Below are 18,624 nucleotides of genomic sequence, written 5' to 3'. Positions count from 1 at the left end.
GAAGATCACCTACCTCCGGGAGCTGAATATAAAACAAGTCCCCGGAAATCTCTCAAATTCCCGGGGATATTTTTTTCTATTCTCTTAATAATCTGAAATAATAATCATGAGCTTCCTGATATTCGTGATTAAAGCTTTCATCCCGCCCGGAATGAAGCATGGAAACATATTCATGTACCTGATGTTTCATCTCCGGCTTGACCCGCGCCACCGTAGCCACGCCGACATTGGAGCAGATATCGGAAATACGCTCTATCTCGGAGAGCAGATCCAGAAAATCCGTTCCCGCATAAACTCCGCAGCGTCCTTCTCTGAGACGTTTTAAATGATTATCACTCAAAACACCGATCATATCATCCACAACTTCTTCCAGCGGTTCAATATGGCGCGCTGAAAGCAAATCTCTTTTTTTAAAAGCTTCATGAGTATAATCCAAAACCGTATTAATCAGCCTCCGAAGTACCTTCAGCTCTGCCCGAGCCGGATCAGAAAATGTTTCTCCGCTTTTCTTTAATGACTCTGCAACCTCTTTGATATTCATGGCATGATCGCCCAAACGCTCAAATTCCGTAACTCCGGAATAATACTGGTTCATAATCTCCACATGCTCAGCAGCGGTAATCTTTGAAGAAATCTGGAGCAGATAATTGCTCACCCGATCTGCCATCGTATCAATATAATCCTCATCTTCCTCAATCTGGGCCGCAACGTGCTCGTCATATTTAACAAGGATATCAAAGGCACGGTCTATATTTGTCCGGGCCATATCATACATCGCCAGAAGCACATCATAGCAGCTCCCGAAAGCAATGGCCGGCGTGCTGATAAATACCGGGTTCAACGCAGCCAGTATCTCGTCACACTTTCCAGCCGGCACAGGTACATCCTTGACGATCCGATAGCTCAGCTTCTCAAAAAACTTCAGAGCCGGAAACAGTAAAATGGCACATAACAGGTTAAAAACCGTATTTGTATTCGCAATACCGCCGGAATCAATCGTGCGCGTCCAAATACCATCCAGCAGTCCCATATGATGAATAACCGTTACAACAATAAGAACCGCCGCCGATTTGCCTAAATTATACAGTATATTAACAATACCGACTCTTTTAGCATCCGGTTTTGCGCCGATATTGCACACAATCGCCGTCGTTACACAGTCCCCCAGATATATTCCGAGCAGCACTGCATAAATAGAGGCAAAAGTAAGCTGTCCCGATGTTGAAAATGCCTGCAGGATACCGATTGTGGCCGAAGAGCTCTGAAGAACGAAAGCCACACCGGCTCCAACCAGATAACCGATCAACGGATTTTCTCCTAAACTTGAAAATAAATGCTCGATAATGCCGCTCTCCGCCAAACCACTGACGGCATCCGTCATATTCATAAGACCCGAAAATAAGATACCAAAACCGATAACGATCCGGCCAGCCTTTTCAGAACCGCCGGATTTACTCGCCATGATCAGAATAATGCCGACGATCAATGCAATCGGCGCCAGCGTAGATGGCTTTAAGAACTGCAAAAAAGATGTCCCGGACGCATTTAGATCCAAAAGACGAATAATCTGCCCGGTAACCGTCGTACCGACATTGGCGCCGATAACAATGCCCAATGACTGCCCAAGCGATATGATTCCTGCCCCCACAAGGCCGGAAGTAATGACAATTGTTGCCGTCGAAGACTGAATAACCGCCGTCATCACCAGGCCCATTAAAAACGCCTTCACCGGAGTATTGGTAAGCTTCTCCATGGCCTTCTTCAATGTCCCTGAAGAACTTTCCTTCAGTCCATCGCCCATCATGCGCATGCCATAAAGGAACATTGCCAGGCCGCCCAAAATAGAAATCAAATTAAAAATATCCATATCCCGCTCAATTATCCATCGTATTTTATTGCATTATCTGCCGGTAAAAGACGACATCCCCCTTAACTTAATCTTAACTTGAATTTTACCATAATTTTACATGGGATACCATATGATTTCTTCAATAAATTTGATTCAGCGCCGCATCCTTTCATGACATGCTATTATATATTATTCGTCTGATCTGGATGATGCCCACTCCATTGCTTTTTTCATTCTTTCTTCAAACAGCTTCACCGGTACAAGCGCTATGCCTTCCTTATCGTCACTGAGCACAATTAATCTCTGGCCGCCGGTAAGTCCGAACAGTTCGCGCGCAGCTTTCGGGATTACAAGTTGACCACGTTCATTTATTGTCACAGAGCCCCAGATATTTCTTCCTTTTGGTGCGGGAAGAATGTTCTCCCTTCCGTCTATCGTTTCTGTTTTTATCAGGCTGTCAATCGTAATATCATAAATATCTGCAAGCCGCTTACATTTTTCTATATCCGGGACGGTTGCACCGCTCTCCCATTTTGCATAAGCCTGACGGGAAATGCCTATTTTTCCGGCAATTTCTTCCTGAGAAAAGCCGTGCGCATTTCGAAGCATGATCAAGTTTTCTTTTAGCATATTATCCTCATTTCTGAAGCAGCGAATTTACTGCTTCAATATAGAAAGCACTGTGAACTGTATGAATCACATGATCACTGCTCTCAGTCTCTGCCAGCCGACAGTTATCGCCTATATAGGATACCGCCCTTTCGGCTTGTTCACGAGATGCAGCACACAGATACGTCCCATTCTCATGCACATTCTCCATCGCATGAATATAAACGCAGGGAACCTCTATTGCAGAAAATATCTCCTCGTGTGTCAGACCGTGATTCCAGCTCAGATCATAAAAGCGTTCACCATATGTAAAATCATACTCCCTGGCATATTCAAAGACATACCAGATTGAAGACGGGAGGAACCCGATCTGAACGGCTTTATCCGGGCTCTTTCGGTACTGTTTTTGGGCATAGTCCGCGATCCCCGGCATTGCATCAGACATATACAGCTGACCCCAATAGCAATGACGCAGATAGTAGCTTTCCCAGCACTCTGCTTTCTCAGATTGATTCCAGTCGTGCAATGGCTTGTAGGTATCAAGATAAGCAAAGCTCTCTTCCCAGCCTTCTCCCTCAGTAGAGAATACCGGCGGATCCTCCAAAACTACCCCGGATATATTTTCCCCACCGTATGCCGCAATATAGGCGGCAGTAATAGCTCCGTTCGAATGACCCGCCACCACTGTGGGCTCGCCTATAACATGATTGACAAACCATATAAGGTCATCCCCATTCACATCAAGATAATACAGACTTTCATCGTGTGTTGATTCTCCATGACCATAAACATCGACTGCATAGATATGCCACTTCTTACTAAGTTCCGGCAAAACAAGCGCATAATCTTCCCAGCGACTCATCTGCCCGTGGATCAACAAAAGCGCAGGTTTATCATTACTCACTTCGCCATAGTTTATTACATTACCGTTCGGGAGAATCATCTGTTTCTCCACTGCGCCTGCCGTCTTCAGCGCTTTCTCATATTTGTCATACCAATGCGTGTTGTGATGCCAATAAAGTCCAAAAGCAACAACGGCAACTACTGCTATAATCAATAATATCATACCAACAATTTTCATAGCTTTCTTCATGAGAACCTCCTTGTTTGATTCTTATGAAAATTGTAATGAAAAGTTGCCGGATTATCCACCAATCAAAAATGTCAAATAATATCCATTTTTGTAATGTTTGGTTGCGCAGGGCGTTTTGTCTGCCTGATGCATGATTGCCGGAAAACCTCAGTATTACCGGGGCATAGCTATTTTTTCTCAACTCTTGACATCAAAACGATGGTTTCCACATGGACCGAGTGGGCAAACATATCCACGCACCGCACTTTCTTAACTTTATATCCATTCGTCTCAAGGAAATGCAGATCTCTGGCCAATGTGGCCGGGTCACAACTCACATAAACAATGCGTTTCGGCGCCATCTGCACCATACACCGGAGGAGTTTTTCATCACAACCCTTTCTTGGCGGATCCACAACAATCACATCGGCATAAACACCAAATTTTTCATACTGTTCCGGCAGTACCTCTTCCGCCTTCCCCACGAAAAATTCCACATTCTCAATGTGATTCAGCAAAGCATTTTTTCCGGCGTCTTCAATGGCCTGGGGCACAATCTCCACGCCATATACTTTTTTCGCACATTGGGCCAAAAACAATGAAATGGTTCCTATACCGCAATATAAATCCCACACGGTTTCCTTACCGGACAGCCCGGCATATTCCATGGCTGTCCGGTATAACTTCTGTGTCTGCACCGGATTGACCTGAAAGAAGGAAAGAGGTGAGATCTGATAAACGACATCTCCGATTTTATCCGTTATATAAGGTTTGCCCCACAAACATTTTACAGTGCTGCCCAGAATAACATTCGATTTCTCCCGATTAATATTCAGACAGATGCTGGTCATTCCCGGCACACTTTTAAGCGCAGCGACCAATTCTTCCGCCGCCGGAATTCTCTTTCCGTTAATGACAAGACACACCATGATCTCGCCGGTATATTTGCCGATGCGGGTAAATATATGACGTACCAACCCTGTGTGGCTGACCTCGTCGTATGGCGCTGCCTTACAGTCCTTCATCCACTTTTTCACAATATCCATCAATTGGCGATTCATCGGATGCTGAATAAAACATTCATCCACGGGCACAATCGAATGGGTTCTTCCCGCATAAAACCCGGTGACAATATCGCCCTCTTTATTCCTGCCCACAGGAAACTGGGCCTTATTCCGATAATACCATGGCTCTTCCATGCCAATGATCGGTTCCATCTCATACTCACCGATTTTCCCGACACGCTCCAAAAGTTCCCGGACTTTATTTTCTTTATAAGTCAACTGATCCTCATAAGCCAAAGGCTGAATCTGGCAGCCGCCGCAGGCTCTGGCCTGCGGACACCGGGCTTCTGTCCGATAAGGCGAAGGCGTCAAAATTTCCATCAATCGGCCATAGCCATAGGATTTTTTCATTTTTATAATTTTTGCCTGAATCGTATCACCGATCAGCGCATCTTTCACAAATAAAGTAAAACCGTCCACCTTGCCGATTCCTTCACCGCTGCTGCCCAAATCGGTAATGGAAAGTGTCACAAGGTCGTTTTTCTTTAAACTTTCCTTCATCGTACTAAACCGCCTTTATTCATATCCCTTTTATTTCGTGGTTTTCCGCAAATTTGATTCAAAGAGACGATTATATCCCATCCACTCCGTTGTATCTGCTGTTCCCGCAAAAATTTCTGTCATCGTCTCCATTTTTGCATCCGTATTATCCGCCAGATTTAATGCCAGAGCTTCCACCAACGCCGGTTTCTTTGGCGAACCGTATTCCAATTCTCCGTGATGGGCCAGAATACAATGCTTTAACTCATTGGCAAGAACCTTTGGGAAATTCGGAATATCCCGAATTTTATCATGGATCATTTCTGTTCCCACCACGATATGTCCAAGAAGCTGACCTTCATCCGTGTAATCATTGGCCGGGAAAAGGGAAAGCTCCGTTGTCTTTCCAATATCATGGCACATAGCCGCCGTGAGCAATAAATCCCTGTTCAAAACCGGATAACGTTTACAATAAAAATCGCACAGTTTTGTCACACTCAGCGTATGCTCCAGCAACCCGCCGACAAAACCGTGATGCACGCTTTTTGCCGCCGAATGTTCTTTAAAGCTTTTGATAAAGGCCGCATCCTTCACGAAAAAGCTCTCCAAAAGAGCTTTCAAATAAGGATTCTGTATCGTCGTAATATAACCGGTCAATTCCTTCATCATATCATCGATGGAAAAACGGCTGGTCGGCAGATAATCCCGCATGTCATACTCCTGCTCCTGGGTCCGGCGCACCCGCCGCACATTCACCTGAAGCGCTCCCTGAAAGCTGGTCACCATCCCGTCCACCTTGATAAAATCCATCGATTCAAAATGTTCGATACCATTATTCAAATCCCATACCTTCGCATCCACCGTGCCGGTTTTATCCTGAAGAAGCAGGGAGTAATAGCTTTTTCCTGCCTTTGTTTTTAAATTTTGTTTGTTTTTACATAAATAAATACCAGAGATATTATCTCCCTCCCGCAGTTCACAAATAAATCTCATTTTTTCTCTCCATTTCTAATCCAGACTGTGTAAATAGTATAGCACATCTGAAAGGTCCAGGGTACACCAAATCACACAATTAAAAATGCCGACATTAATATATCTTTTCATTTTTCCCGTTATAGGGTAAAATAATAAATACAATAGTATGAGGTGTCCTTATGAACGAAAAAGCATTACGTATATTAGAATACAATAAAATCATAGAAAAATTAACGGATCACGCCACATCGCCGATGGGTAAAGACATGTGCAGAAAGCTTCTGCCGACGGCCGACTTGGGTGAGATCTGCCAGAATCAAATGGAAACAAGCGATGCGCTTTCCCGGATTTACGCCAAAGGGAGTTTATCCTTTTCCGGGCTTCGGGATATTCGGGATTCCCTGCTCCGCTTAAAGGTCGGCTCCAGCCTGTCTGTCACAGAGCTGATGCACATTGCGTCTCTTCTGGAAACGGCTTTGCGCGCCAAATCCTATGGCCGCCGTGAAACAGATGACATGAACACCGATTCGCTGGATAGTTTATTCAACGCCATCGAACCCCTGTCCCCGGTATGTCGGGAAATTCGGCGCTGCATTCTCTCCGAAGAAGAGATTGCCGATGACGCCAGCCCGGGCTTAAAGCATGTGCGCCGTTCCATTAAGCTGACCAATGAACGGATTCACAGCCAGTTAAATTCCATGGTCAATTCATCCTCTGTCAGCTCCATGCTCCAGGACAACCTGATCACCATGCGCGGCGGAAGATACTGCCTTCCTGTAAAAGCCGAATATCGCAGTCAGATTCAGGGAATGATCCATGATCAGTCGTCCTCCGGCTCCACTTTATTTATCGAACCGATGGCTGTTGTCAAATTAAACAATGATTTAAGGGAACTGGCCGCAAAAGAAAAGGAGGAAATTGAAAAAATTCTTGCCGAACTGAGCAATCAGTGTGCCGAATATCAGGAAGAATTATCCACCGATATCTCTGTCATGGCCCACCTGGATTTTGTATTTGCCAAAGCAAATCTCTCCAGAAGCTATAACGGTTCGGAACCTTTATTCAATGAAAACGGCTATATAAATATTAAAAAGGGCCGTCATCCGCTTCTGGATAAAAAGAAGGTCGTACCCATTGACATTTCCGTCGGCAAGGATTACCGGCTTCTTATTGTCACCGGTCCGAATACCGGAGGTAAAACCGTATCCTTAAAAACCGTCGGCCTTTTAACGTTGATGGGTCAGGCCGGTCTGCATATTCCGGCATTTGACCATTCAGAACTGGCTGTTTATGAAGATGTATTTGCCGATATCGGAGATGAACAAAGCATTGAGCAAAGTCTCAGTACATTTTCATCCCATATGACAAATATTGTCTCTATTATTGACAAGTCAAACTATCGCTCCCTTGTCCTTCTGGATGAACTCTGTGCCGGGACGGATCCTACCGAAGGCGCCGCTCTGGCCATGGCAATCCTGAAAAATTTCCTGCGCCGGAATGTGACCACGATGGCGACAACCCACTATAGTGAATTGAAGGTTTTCGCCCTTTCCACGGAAGGCGCCTGCAATGCAAGCTGTGAGTTTAATGTGGAAACGTTAAGTCCTACTTACAGGCTTTTGATCGGTATCCCCGGAAAGAGCAATGCCTTTGCCATTTCCAGCAAACTCGGCCTGCCGGATTATATGATCGATGAGGCAAAAAAATTCATCGACGCTAACGACCAGAGTTTTGAGGATTTAATCGCCGATTTAGAAACAAGCCGTTCGACCATCGAAAAGGAACGGTTGGAAATTGAACAATATAAAGCTGAGGTTGCCGGATTAAAGCAAAAACTGGAAACCAAACAGGATAATCTGTCCAAACAAAAAGAACGGATTCTGCGCGAAGCCAATGAACAGGCCCGAAAAATCCTCCAGGATGCCAAAGATTATGCGGATCAGACGATTCGGGATATGAATAAGCTGGCCGCCGCAAATACCGGGAATATGAAGGAACTGGAAAAGAAACGTTCCGCCGTCCGGGACAAACTTTCTAAAACCGATGAACGTCTGGCCCTGAAAAAAGACCAGGCAAAGAAAAACCGACCGGAGGATTTCCATCCGGGCGACAGTGTCCGGGTCCTCAGCATGAACATTAAAGGAACAATCACCGGAAAACCGAACAGCAAAGGGCAGGTAGCCGTGCAAATGGGCATTTTAAAATCCATGGTCAGCCTGACCGATCTGGAACTGTTGGATGAAGAGGTTATCAAAGCGCCGACCTTAAAGAAAACCGGCGCCGGAAAAATCAAAATGTCCAAGTCCGCTTCCATCAGCACCAGCCTGAATATTATCGGCAAAACCGTGGATGAGGCGATGCCTGAACTTGATAAATATCTGGATGATGCCTATCTGGCTCACTTGAATCAGGTAACCATCATTCATGGCCGCGGCACGGGAAAACTACGTACCGCCGTCCACAATAAACTGAAAAAATGCCGTTACGTTAAATCCTACCGTCTCGGCGCCTTCGGCGAAGGCGAAACTGGCGTTACCATCGTTGATTTTAAATAATACAAAAGAGGTTCTTCCCAAAACCGATAGGTTTCGAAGAGCCTCTTTTATTTCTCTTTTGTATTCATTTAAATTTTCCTCTTTCGTATCATGCAGCTATTCCGGAAAAATTTCTTTATAAATCTTATCCGCTTCGTATTCCGGCGCGTATTTTCGGGCCGCTGTATAAATCCGTTCAATGGTTTCCCTATCTTCTTCCAGTTCCTCCGCAATAGCCTCCGGCGACTTACCTTTCACCATTTTTTTGCAAACCATTGAAATTAGTTTCTGAAACGCTCCCTGTTTTCTGCCCTCTTCTCTGCCCTCACGAATTCCCTCCTGTCTGAAACTGTTGTAATCTCGAATAGCTTTCATACGGTTATCATATTCCAGCTTTTTCCTCTCATCTTCGCTGAGGGCCATCAATCGCTGGTAAGCCGCATCGATATACACATCTTTTTCTGCCAAAGTTTCCATTTCCTCCCTTTTCTCACTGCCCAAAAATCTGGCCCAATTCAGAAGTGGATTTTCCAAATACTGATTCTCTCGGACTTTTTTCAATTCAAGAATATGTACCTCAATCTTATCGCTGTACATTTGATTCCGATGATCTTCCCATAAATGAAACCGGGAATAGTATTCAGAACTGTCATTAAACAGATTAAAATCCAGTATTCCCACATGAATACACTTCTTCATCTTCTCATAGGAATCTCCGGCTCGTATCTGCTCACAAAACATCTTGCACAAATAGAATAATGAACGTTCCGGCCACTGCTTGTAAGAAGCCACCTGAATCTCAATATCCATCTGGGAACCATCCGTCAGCATCACCCGCACATCCAAAATTCCCTGTTTGTCATCCGCATGAGGTTTTCGCAGCACTGTCGGCATCAACTCTGTCCCGCCAATATCCTCCGGCCGCACGCCCAAAAGGGCGGAAAGAAATCCCCGCCGGACCAATTCCTCTTCCATAAGTTCCTTGAAGCAAAAATCAATTTTCGGCTTCATAATAAATTCCTGTGTCTCTCCCATAAAACTCCTCCTTCGACCATAAATACCCGGCTCAGAAGCTTTGAGAAAACACTCGAATCTATTTTTATTATAGTAAACCTGTCCATTTTTCTCAATATCTTTCTTCCGCCTCATTAAAAATATTCCTGGGAATTTCTGTTTCCGAATGGAAACTGCCGCACATAGAAGCTGTGCGCTTTGACAGTTTTACTATACCGAAAAAAGGATCCGGTTTCAATATAAATCCTTCGACACATTTCTGCATTTATGGAAAAAGAGCGCTTATCCTGTTGTTTTATCAACTTTCAAAGCGCTCTTTTTCATTTTTACAATTCATTTATCGGAGTCATAGTCTATCTTGAAATTCATAATGATCGCATGTACAAGCATACTTTCAATTCGCGACTTCATGTCCCAGTCAATCTCATAATGTAAATCTCCGACATCATCGTAAACCTTGCGTGTACACAATTTGCATATATAAGCATTATGACATTCAAGAACCTTTTTCAGGGCTTCCGAATCCCCGCGGACCGCCGCTTCCACCACCGAATAGGGCACGCGATTATCTGCAGATTTTTTAGCCATACCTATTCCTCCAATACCTCGCGCATCAACCTCAGCGCCTGCTCTTTTCTTCGAATTAAAGTTCTCAGAGAACATCCTTTCATCTCTGCGATTTCTTTATTCGTAAATCCTAAAAAATAATACAGAAGCAAAATATCCTGATATGCTTTATCCAGCTGGCTGATTGCCTCGCCAAGATTATCATCCCGAATTTCTACCGGATAACCATTTACAGCAAAGCGATGGGGAACACCGAAATATTTGTCTTCCGTTATCAAATAATCCAGTGCATTCTCACACAGGAAAGAAAGTGACATTTCTTTCTCATTACGCCTTCCAATCTCTTCATAACATTTTCGCGCACTCAGCTTCAATACTTTTACACAAAATGCTGCAAAGCGATAAGATACGGTTTCTTCAAATGTATTCATTGATTCTCCCCCCTGCTCATTACTTCCACCGACATTGTTTTTCAAAGCTGTAAATCTAAAATTCCCGGCAAATTCGGGAACAGGCTGCGAAGTAAGCCATAGCCCACTCCGGCTAACCCTGTCATCAGACTGTAATCGTAATGCTCACGCAATACGGCTTTTGTTTCATTTTCCATAAATAACTTCTGCAGGACCCAAAGACTTTCCATCATGTTTTTCCGCATGGAATCTTCCCATACATTCATCTCGGCCAGCTCTCCGATCATGATATTTCCCAAATTACCATGACACAGCCCCACTTCTTCCCTGCAGGTTATATTCGGATAATCCGCAGTCAGCCTTTCTATCTCCCGGCCCAACATTTCTTTTTGAATTCCGATGAAATACGGCAAGGAGAGTTCCCAGCCCAACAGGATTCCGGCAGTTCCATGGCACCATTTAAAGTCCGACATATACAGCTCTTCATCAGCCCTTAAATCCCGCCAACCGCCTTTCTCCGGACAATATAAAGTCCTTTCATACAAAAATGCCTGAAAAGCCGCATCCCGATATCTGCTTTTCCCTGTATATCGGGCAAGACGGGCCAGAGAATACATAATTCCGGCACACCCATGAGCAAAGCCGCCAAGTAATGCCCCGTTGCTGATGCTTTTCCAACCGATTCCCGTTTCTGCAGATACCGCATGTTTCAACAATTCCTCTGCCGCCGCTTCGGCCATTTCCAGATAGCAACTTTCCCTGCGAAAATCATACATATTCAAAAAGGCCATGATCGCACCGGCATTTCCGCCGACAATATCGAACTGGTTGTCAAATGCAAGATTCTCTGCTGTGATCCGGCAATGTTTTGCCGCATATTCCAGATATACCGGCTCTTTTGTTATTTGATACAATAACTGATACCCATAAACAATAGAACTTTCTCCAAAGAAAATCCCTGTAGGTAAATTCTCCGTTCCATTTTCCAGCGTCAGATCCGTATACGCAAACAATTCCTTTATAATCGTTTCATATACTCCGGAAATTTGATGCTCCGGCTTCCATTTCGACATAGCTGCCGAAAAGACAGCCATTCCCATGATTCCCTCATAGAGATATCTGTCTGACATTTCCATGTAGTACGTGTAGCGTTTATCCACATTGACCGCCATTGTCCGGGTATTTATCCACCGAATCTGCCCCGGCAATTCTATGCGGTGTTCATAAACCACATCCGCAATCTTTGAGCACAAATTCTCCACTGAAATATTTTTGATATCCTCTGCTGCAAACCGGGATATATTCGTTTTCAAAAACGCTGCCCTTGAATAGGTTAGGGCCGTCTCAATAAGCTGTTTCTGCACACGCAAATCTTCCAATGTCCGATTTTGAATTTGATTCCCGATAAACTCCATCCCGGTCCGTTTATAAAATGTTTCCAACGGCTTTCCACGGGAATTAAGAATCTCTCCCGAACCCATATGAAATTGAAAATAAGGGATATCACCCTTCAGCATATCCTCAATTTCCTGATCTACGATCCAGAATTTATCGTTAAACTCAATTATAGACAACGCATTTTTAAGGAATTCCCGCCGCATACCGTCCTCACGCATAAACTGCGGATGATAGGATAAATCAAGAATCATATGATATTCCTGAGTATTTCTGAAAAGCTGCCGGTAAAGTGACCGGCTCATCATTTCGGCCAATTGGCTGACCTGCGCCTTATGTTCATAAATATACAAATATCCGGCCTCAAAGCCCTCATAAATATTATGTAAATAATCTCCCGGATCAACAAGCTCTCCATTCAAGCGTACCCGGTTATTTTTCTCCTGAGTCTCACCATACTTATAGGCAATCCGCATTGTGGATTTGCCGGGATCAGCTATCACCGGAATCTTCAAGTCCATCATTTGTTTTCCGCCGCCGCAAAGACCGCTGAAATCCGCATTGAAATTCTTATTTCTGGCTCCATAAAACGGAAGTATGCCTATCGGCAATACCGACATCCCGATAAAAACATTGGTCTGCTTCTCATCGACAGGCGTCTGCTCCGGAGGCAGCTGAATCAATGTCTCATAATCGATCAGCACCGGATACTCGCCGCAGGCCACCATGTTTTCATAGTGCATATCTCCGCTATGGCATAAATGGCAAATGCACAAAATCATTCCAAGCCGGGTAAAATAGTTTTTTACCTGCTGCTCAGACTGACACTCCCTGTAGGATGCCTCTTTTTCCCAAACATAATCATCCCGCTCCAATGCAGGATTTATGTATGCAGACACCCCACAGGAATTGCCAATCCGTACATACAGCTCGTTAAAAAATCGAACGCCGGTATTCACTCTGGACTTATGGTAAATGACCTCACCATTATCCAGCTCTACTCGATAAACAACGCGATTTTCACAATGTGAATCTGAACCGCTTCCCGATATCCGAAGAACTTCTTCAAAAGGATTTTCCGCGAAAAGTCCTGCATTTAAATCCTCTTTATCTGAAGTCAAATGCTGAAAAACTTCTATTATATTTCGAATATAGAATTTCAAACTCTGAAACAGCGCATCCCGCCAAATCGGATATTCGGTGAATAAATTCCGCACATATTCCGGCTGCATCAAATGATGACAAACATAATCCGCATATTCCTCTTCCTCTGAATCGCCTGCCAGTTCTCCGGCCTCTCGCCGAACATTCATATCATAGATCAAAACCCGTTTCGAAACCTTGATTAAAATCTGCTTCAAAACACCCGAATCGATGACCTCTCGCGCCGGACGACCCGATATATTCACGACCGCCATCTCGCCTTCGATTTCTTTGAGCGCCGCATTGGCAATACAGTCAAAAAAAGGATTAAAAACATTTCCGGGATCGCCAAAGAATCCCTCTTTCTCTTTTAAACTTTGATAAACAATATTCTCGAATTCTTTCTTACTTTTTGTCATCTTTTACAGTTTTTAATTACTCATTAGCAACAGAAAATTGTTCTAAATCCAGAACAAGTATTTGTCACAACTGTTAAATACTGCGGCATTACTGTCTGCATTTTCTGGATTTCCTCCATTTCCCTGCTAATGTCTCCAGCCAGATTCATGTTGTTTTCATTCTTTCTGTTTTCCATTCGCTTTCCCCTCCTTTGTTTAAATTTTCTCTTTAATTATATCTACCATTTTCTCGTTTTTATCATCCTGTCCTTAAATTGTCGAATTTTGTCCCTGAGTAGTCAATTTGTTGGTATACTAATATAAATCCGAAACCTATCTTTTTGAATCTCATATTCCTTATGACCGTCATACTTCTTAACAACATTATCAATACTTTTGACTCCTAAACCATGAAGAATCTTGTTTTCCTTGTTTGTCCGAAAAAAATTAGATCTTTCCTTGCCAACTTCTTTCATTGAATTTTCACTCCATATAAAAAGCATATCATTAACTCTTTTGATTTTTAAATCTATCCGCCGCTTCTCTTCATCAATTTTCTCACACGCTTCAATGGCATTATCCAGCAGATTAGCCAATAGAGCACACATATCAATATCTGCTATACCAATTTCACCAATATAATCAATCTCATATGTAAATTTGATACATTTTTCCACGGCCTCGGCATTCTTGCAATTCACAATAATATCGATAATTTTACAACCGGATCCCACTCTCCGATTAATGCTTAATGTTCTATGAATATACGTATTAATGTATTCTAAAGCTTCCTTATTCTTTTCTTCTTGAATTAATTCATTTACCACCAGCATATGGTTCTTAAAATCATGATACATCATACGATTTTCATCATATGCTTTTCGCAATGATTGATAACCTGATTCTAAAAAATCATTTCGCATATTTAAAATACGTTCTTTTTCTTCTTCTTTAATTTTAACAAAATAATATATAAATAAACCCGCAAAAATAAATAAACAAACTAAATAAAATGTCCAATATTGAATCAATTGTTCCATATATTCAAATTGATAAACCCTACAAAAGCAAAATATACCTATCATACTATATAGCCATATAAAACCTTTATAAAGCTCATTTTCAAACAAAGAAAACAAGATTTGTTTCTGGTACATCAAACGATAAAGCATATAATAACTAATAGCTAAGCAAATCATAAATATACTTCTGGCAATTCCGAAATCAATTATATCCCAATTTGCATATCTACTTACCCGATTAACTTCAAGAACGATCGCAACTACTAATAAATCTATAAGTCGCATACATTGAATATAGGTTGCTGATAATAGAAAAAATTTTTTAACTTTTCCCTTTGTATAAATTTTTATAAACACATTTATATATAACACCAATATGTATGATACTATATTGGAATACTTCATAAACCTATAATTATCCGCACACAGCCACACCACCGGCGCACTTACCACAATAATGATGACGTTCTCAATCCATTCTTTTCTTCCTGTCTTCACGTCATATTTTTTCAAAAACAATTTGATTCCCCAGAAAATCAAAGAATAATAATTTAAGTATTCTGTTGCCCAAAATATGAATTGCTTACACATGGTTCCTCCAATAAGTATTAATTTCTATTTTCACTCTTTCTAACTGGGGTTTGCTGACAGGAATAATTTCGCCATTAGACATATAAATCTGCTTGTTTTTCAATTTCATCACATGCTCAATATTTACAATAAAACTGCGGTCCACATATATAAAATTCTGTTCCGGCAGTTCTTCATACACTTCAGATAAAGTTTTACGAATGCTGCTCTCTCCATTCCGTGTCTGAAATACAACATTTTTTCCGTCTTTATACAGATAATAAATATCTTTAATTGGTACTTTCTCCAGCTTTGTGCTCACGATAATTCGATAGGATGGTTCCATTTGGGATTCCATCTCCTTTTGAATATTTCCTAATGTTTCATCCAACTTCTTTTTCCATTCATCTTTTAATATGTACTGATAAGCCCTTGCGCTATAACCCTCAATGGCATACTGAGGATAAGCCGTAAGAAAAACGATATAGGGGTAAGGGGACTTTTCTCTGAGTTTCCGTCCCAAATCAATTCCGGACATATCGGGAAGGTCAATATCCAACAGATAAACATCATAATACTTACCGTCATCCACTTCGTACATCAAACTTCTGCCATTGCAATAGCAATCTACCGTCACGGCCTGGTTTGTTTGCGCATAGTAAGCATAAATTTCTTTTTTTATCCGTTTATTAAAAATCTGTTCATCATCCAAAACCGCAATCCTTAACATTAATTACCACCCTCTTAATCTTATTTTCTTGCGCGCTCTGCATTTTTTGAATCAGGCTCAGTTTATCATTATAGATTTCCATCGTAAAGCCTATAACTTGTGGATTATTTTTACACAGGTTTCCCATAATAAAAAATATGCCCCATTGTTATATACAATGGAACATCCAAAGAATGTCTTATCTGCCCGGCCTTTATCTGGTCTTTATATGTGACTCTTCCAGTATGCATTTATTTCTGTTTTAACTCTATCCAGCTGAGGTTTGCTGACAGGCACTCTCTCCCCGTTTGACATATAAAGTTCTTTATTTTTTAATTTCATCACATGCTGAACATTAACAATAAAACTTCTGTCTACATAAATAAACTCCCCTTCCGGCAAATCCTCGTAAACCTCAGACAATGTCTTTCGAACACTGCTCTCGCCGTTTCGTGTCTGAAATACAACATTTTTTCCTTCTTTATATAAGTAATAAATATCCTTCACCGGTATTTTTTCTAATTTTGCTCCCACCGTAATCCGATATGACGGTTCCGTTCGGGATTCGATTTCTTTTTGAATATGATATAGAGTTGTTTCAAGCTTTTCTTCCCATTCATCCTTTAGAATATATTGATAAGCTCTGGCGCTATACCCATCAATAGCAAACTGGGGATAAGCCGTAAGAAAAATGATATAGCTATAAGGAGACTTTTCTCTAAGTCTCTTCCCCAAATCTATGCCGGACATATCCGGGAGGTCAATATCCAATAAATATGCATCATAATATCTTCCGTCATCCACTTCATATAGTACTTCTTTCCCCCTGGTATAACAATCTGCCTGTATGGCAAGATTCACTTTCTCATATACCGAATAAAGCTTCTTTCTGATTCTTTCACAAAAAATCGGCTCATCATCCACAATCGCAATTTTTAACATCTTAAAATCCTCCTGTTTTTTCTTTTGTTTTTATAAAAGAAAAACGCTTCACCCTCACAGGTAATGAAGCGTCTCAAGATTAGTCTAATCCAATTTTTTATACAGTAAGCTAATTATTCCTAACCACAACTATGTAACCGCCTATATCCGAATTTCCAATTGTCTCATCCATATAATAAAGGTTATTAGTCTGAACTCCAAACGCTTTTGCAACATCAGGAATTTTAGCATTTTTATTCGGATTCTTTACACTCAATCCCCCCGATGCCACCTCTGCTGTGATAATCGTATAATCGTTTACTGATGCCGCAGCAATCAGCCATGGATCTGCAACATCCCCATTAGCCCATGCCCTCAATGCCTGTTCTTTATATAAACCACATGTTTGTACATACTGCAAAACTTCCTGATACTTACCGATAATTTCCGGTGATATATGATTACAGATAATAAAGCCTTCTTGTTTGCTTACCCAATCAGCCAAATCATCCTCACCTTTATCAATTTCAGCTTTTACCATATCGAGTAATACTAATTTACCGGAATTCGTGCATTTTGATATTTCCTTCCAATAAGTCGGAACCAGATCAAAGGCATAGTACTGTCTATATGGCGTCATAAAGGAATTGGAATCAATTAAAAACTTCTCTACCATTCCACACCTCCCAAACGCTGTGCCACTTCCGAAAATGTTTTACGGCTGGTATTAGTCAAACGATAGGCCTCCGTATAAGTCGTCCTGCCCATATTGATACTTTCGCACAATGCTCTTATAAAACATCTGTCCAATCGAGAGCCCATCGTATTATAATAATTACCACTGTTTTTTTGTTTATTTTCTTTCATTCGCCTGTAGTTTTCAATTGCAGTTTGCACCACCTGGTTATAAATATTCTTATCTATCTTTTTGCAATCAAACGCCTTTCGGGCGATAACAATTTCTCCACATCGAAAATATTTTGCCAATTCCGTAATTTTTTCGAATACATCCATATCCGCTATATCCCATTTGCTTAAAAATAGATTCTTTGGCACTATTAATTCTCCGGCAACGGCATTACAAAGCACTTCCGGCTTACTCACACCGGTTATTCTGCTTTGTCTGTCATTAAATAAATCATTTCTGCCTAACCAGATATGAACCACCTCATGCAGCATAGAAAACAATTTAGCTCCATTAGAATCCGCTGCATTAATAAATATAAGCGGAGCCCAGTCATCCACCATCGCAAATGCACGAAATTCATTCACATCCAATGCGCGATGCGTATTTCTCCCTACGACGCCGTTCATCATGACAACAATACCGCATACTTCCAACTGTGTTCTGATATAATTGAAAGATTCTCTGGCGTCTTTAACTTTCTCATACCAAGTATCATCTAATTCCAGATCATTGCGTATCCGATCCGCAATAACATATATATCCTCTACCCCTTTCATACATCCAACAACCGGCAGCCTGTCAAATCCAAAATCCTGCCTGTAACCTTTCATCCAATCCTGAATGCTTTCCATCTCATGAATGGTATCAATTAAATTTCGACTTGGCCTGGACAATTGAACACTGTCTACCGTTCGATATTCTAACAAATCTAAAGACTCTGTCGGCGGAGTCTGCAGGAAAAAATATCCCAAAGGAATATTGGCTTTTTTACTAAAATCCTCTATCTGATTGAAAGTCGGCGTTTTAGTACCAGAAAGCCATTGGCTTATATTATTCATCAACTTATCACCAAGTTTTTCTTCAGATGTCTGGCTCAACGCCCAATGAATTATTTCAGGCTGAATATTCACATTTACCATTGGCATAGCACTACCTCCTCCCATCAGATTTTATAATTTAATTATATCAAATGAAAACAAAAAAA

General features: G+C 41.7%; 16 protein-coding genes. 1 reads left to right on the top strand and 15 read right to left on the bottom strand.

Annotated features, from left to right (window positions below; translation table 11 throughout):
- Nucleotides 1-76: 76 nt before the first annotated feature.
- The 5 genes from ACMN7X_RS10805 to ACMN7X_RS10785 form a co-directional block, all read right to left on the bottom strand.
- Nucleotides 77-1,867 (bottom strand): Na/Pi cotransporter family protein, encoded by a 1,791-nt coding sequence (locus ACMN7X_RS10805; RefSeq protein ID WP_418747476.1) that lies wholly within the window; start codon nt 1,865-1,867, stop codon nt 77-79.
- A gap of 171 nt (nt 1,868-2,038) precedes the next feature.
- Nucleotides 2,039-2,479, bottom strand: coding sequence for a helix-turn-helix domain-containing protein (locus ACMN7X_RS10800; RefSeq protein ID WP_418747475.1), 441 nt, complete (start codon nt 2,477-2,479; stop codon nt 2,039-2,041).
- Nucleotides 2,480-2,486: 7 nt separating this feature from the next.
- On the bottom strand, nt 2,487-3,551 hold the full coding sequence (locus ACMN7X_RS10795) for an alpha/beta fold hydrolase (protein ID WP_418747474.1): 1,065 nt from the start codon (nt 3,549-3,551) through the stop codon (nt 2,487-2,489).
- Nucleotides 3,552-3,718: 167 nt separating this feature from the next.
- Nucleotides 3,719-5,095: a 23S rRNA (uracil(1939)-C(5))-methyltransferase RlmD gene (gene rlmD, locus ACMN7X_RS10790; RefSeq protein WP_418747473.1), complete on the bottom strand. Its 1,377-nt coding sequence runs from the start codon at nt 5,093-5,095 to the stop codon at nt 3,719-3,721.
- A gap of 30 nt (nt 5,096-5,125) precedes the next feature.
- On the bottom strand, nt 5,126-6,067 hold the full coding sequence (locus ACMN7X_RS10785; RefSeq protein WP_418747472.1) for a 3'-5' exoribonuclease YhaM family protein: 942 nt from the start codon (nt 6,065-6,067) through the stop codon (nt 5,126-5,128).
- A 161-nt stretch (nt 6,068-6,228) separates the two neighbouring features.
- On the opposite strand from ACMN7X_RS10785, the gene ACMN7X_RS10780 reads away from it, so the two are divergent.
- Nucleotides 6,229-8,604, top strand: a complete 2,376-nt coding sequence (locus tag ACMN7X_RS10780; RefSeq protein WP_418747471.1) for an endonuclease MutS2 — start codon at nt 6,229-6,231, stop codon at nt 8,602-8,604.
- 96 nt (nt 8,605-8,700) lie between these two features.
- Here ACMN7X_RS10780 and ACMN7X_RS10775 read toward each other — a convergent pair whose 3' ends face one another.
- The 10 genes from ACMN7X_RS10775 to ACMN7X_RS10730 form a co-directional block, all read right to left on the bottom strand.
- The gene (locus ACMN7X_RS10775) at nt 8,701-9,618 is read right to left on the bottom strand and encodes an Rpn family recombination-promoting nuclease/putative transposase (protein ID WP_418747470.1); all 918 of its coding nucleotides are present in this window, start codon (nt 9,616-9,618) and stop codon (nt 8,701-8,703) included.
- 312 nt (nt 9,619-9,930) lie between these two features.
- Nucleotides 9,931-10,185 (bottom strand): helix-turn-helix domain-containing protein, encoded by a 255-nt coding sequence (locus ACMN7X_RS10770; RefSeq protein WP_418747469.1) that lies wholly within the window; start codon nt 10,183-10,185, stop codon nt 9,931-9,933.
- A gap of 2 nt (nt 10,186-10,187) precedes the next feature.
- The gene (locus ACMN7X_RS10765) at nt 10,188-10,595 is read right to left on the bottom strand and encodes an RNA polymerase sigma factor (protein ID WP_418747468.1); all 408 of its coding nucleotides are present in this window, start codon (nt 10,593-10,595) and stop codon (nt 10,188-10,190) included.
- Between the two features lie 41 nt (nt 10,596-10,636).
- Nucleotides 10,637-13,531, bottom strand: coding sequence for a type 2 lanthipeptide synthetase LanM family protein (locus tag ACMN7X_RS10760; protein WP_418747467.1), 2,895 nt, complete (start codon nt 13,529-13,531; stop codon nt 10,637-10,639).
- 23 nt (nt 13,532-13,554) lie between these two features.
- Nucleotides 13,555-13,707 carry a hypothetical protein gene (locus ACMN7X_RS10755; RefSeq protein ID WP_418747466.1) on the bottom strand — a complete coding sequence of 51 codons (153 nt, stop codon included), beginning with the start codon at nt 13,705-13,707 and terminating at the stop codon, nt 13,555-13,557.
- 102 nt (nt 13,708-13,809) lie between these two features.
- The gene (locus tag ACMN7X_RS10750; RefSeq protein WP_418747465.1) at nt 13,810-15,123 is read right to left on the bottom strand and encodes a sensor histidine kinase; all 1,314 of its coding nucleotides are present in this window, start codon (nt 15,121-15,123) and stop codon (nt 13,810-13,812) included.
- Nucleotides 15,116-15,832: a LytR/AlgR family response regulator transcription factor gene (locus tag ACMN7X_RS10745; protein ID WP_418747464.1), complete on the bottom strand. Its 717-nt coding sequence runs from the start codon at nt 15,830-15,832 to the stop codon at nt 15,116-15,118. The genes ACMN7X_RS10750 and ACMN7X_RS10745 overlap by 8 nt, the downstream gene beginning before the upstream one ends.
- A 204-nt stretch (nt 15,833-16,036) precedes the next feature.
- The gene (locus ACMN7X_RS10740) at nt 16,037-16,753 is read right to left on the bottom strand and encodes a LytR/AlgR family response regulator transcription factor (RefSeq protein WP_418747463.1); all 717 of its coding nucleotides are present in this window, start codon (nt 16,751-16,753) and stop codon (nt 16,037-16,039) included.
- A 109-nt stretch (nt 16,754-16,862) separates the two neighbouring features.
- On the bottom strand, nt 16,863-17,408 hold the full coding sequence (locus ACMN7X_RS10735; protein ID WP_418747462.1) for a DUF4411 family protein: 546 nt from the start codon (nt 17,406-17,408) through the stop codon (nt 16,863-16,865).
- A complete protein-coding gene (locus ACMN7X_RS10730; protein WP_418747461.1) occupies nt 17,402-18,565 on the bottom strand; it encodes an ImmA/IrrE family metallo-endopeptidase in 1,164 nt (387 codons plus the stop codon). The genes ACMN7X_RS10735 and ACMN7X_RS10730 overlap by 7 nt, the downstream gene beginning before the upstream one ends.
- Nucleotides 18,566-18,624 lie beyond the last annotated feature (59 nt).

Source organism: Frisingicoccus sp. (assembly GCF_048388605.1).
Taxonomy (GTDB): Bacteria; Bacillota; Clostridia; order Lachnospirales; family Lachnospiraceae; genus Frisingicoccus.
Note: the sequence above shows the minus strand (reverse complement) of the source record. Positions and strands in the feature narration are given on the sequence as shown.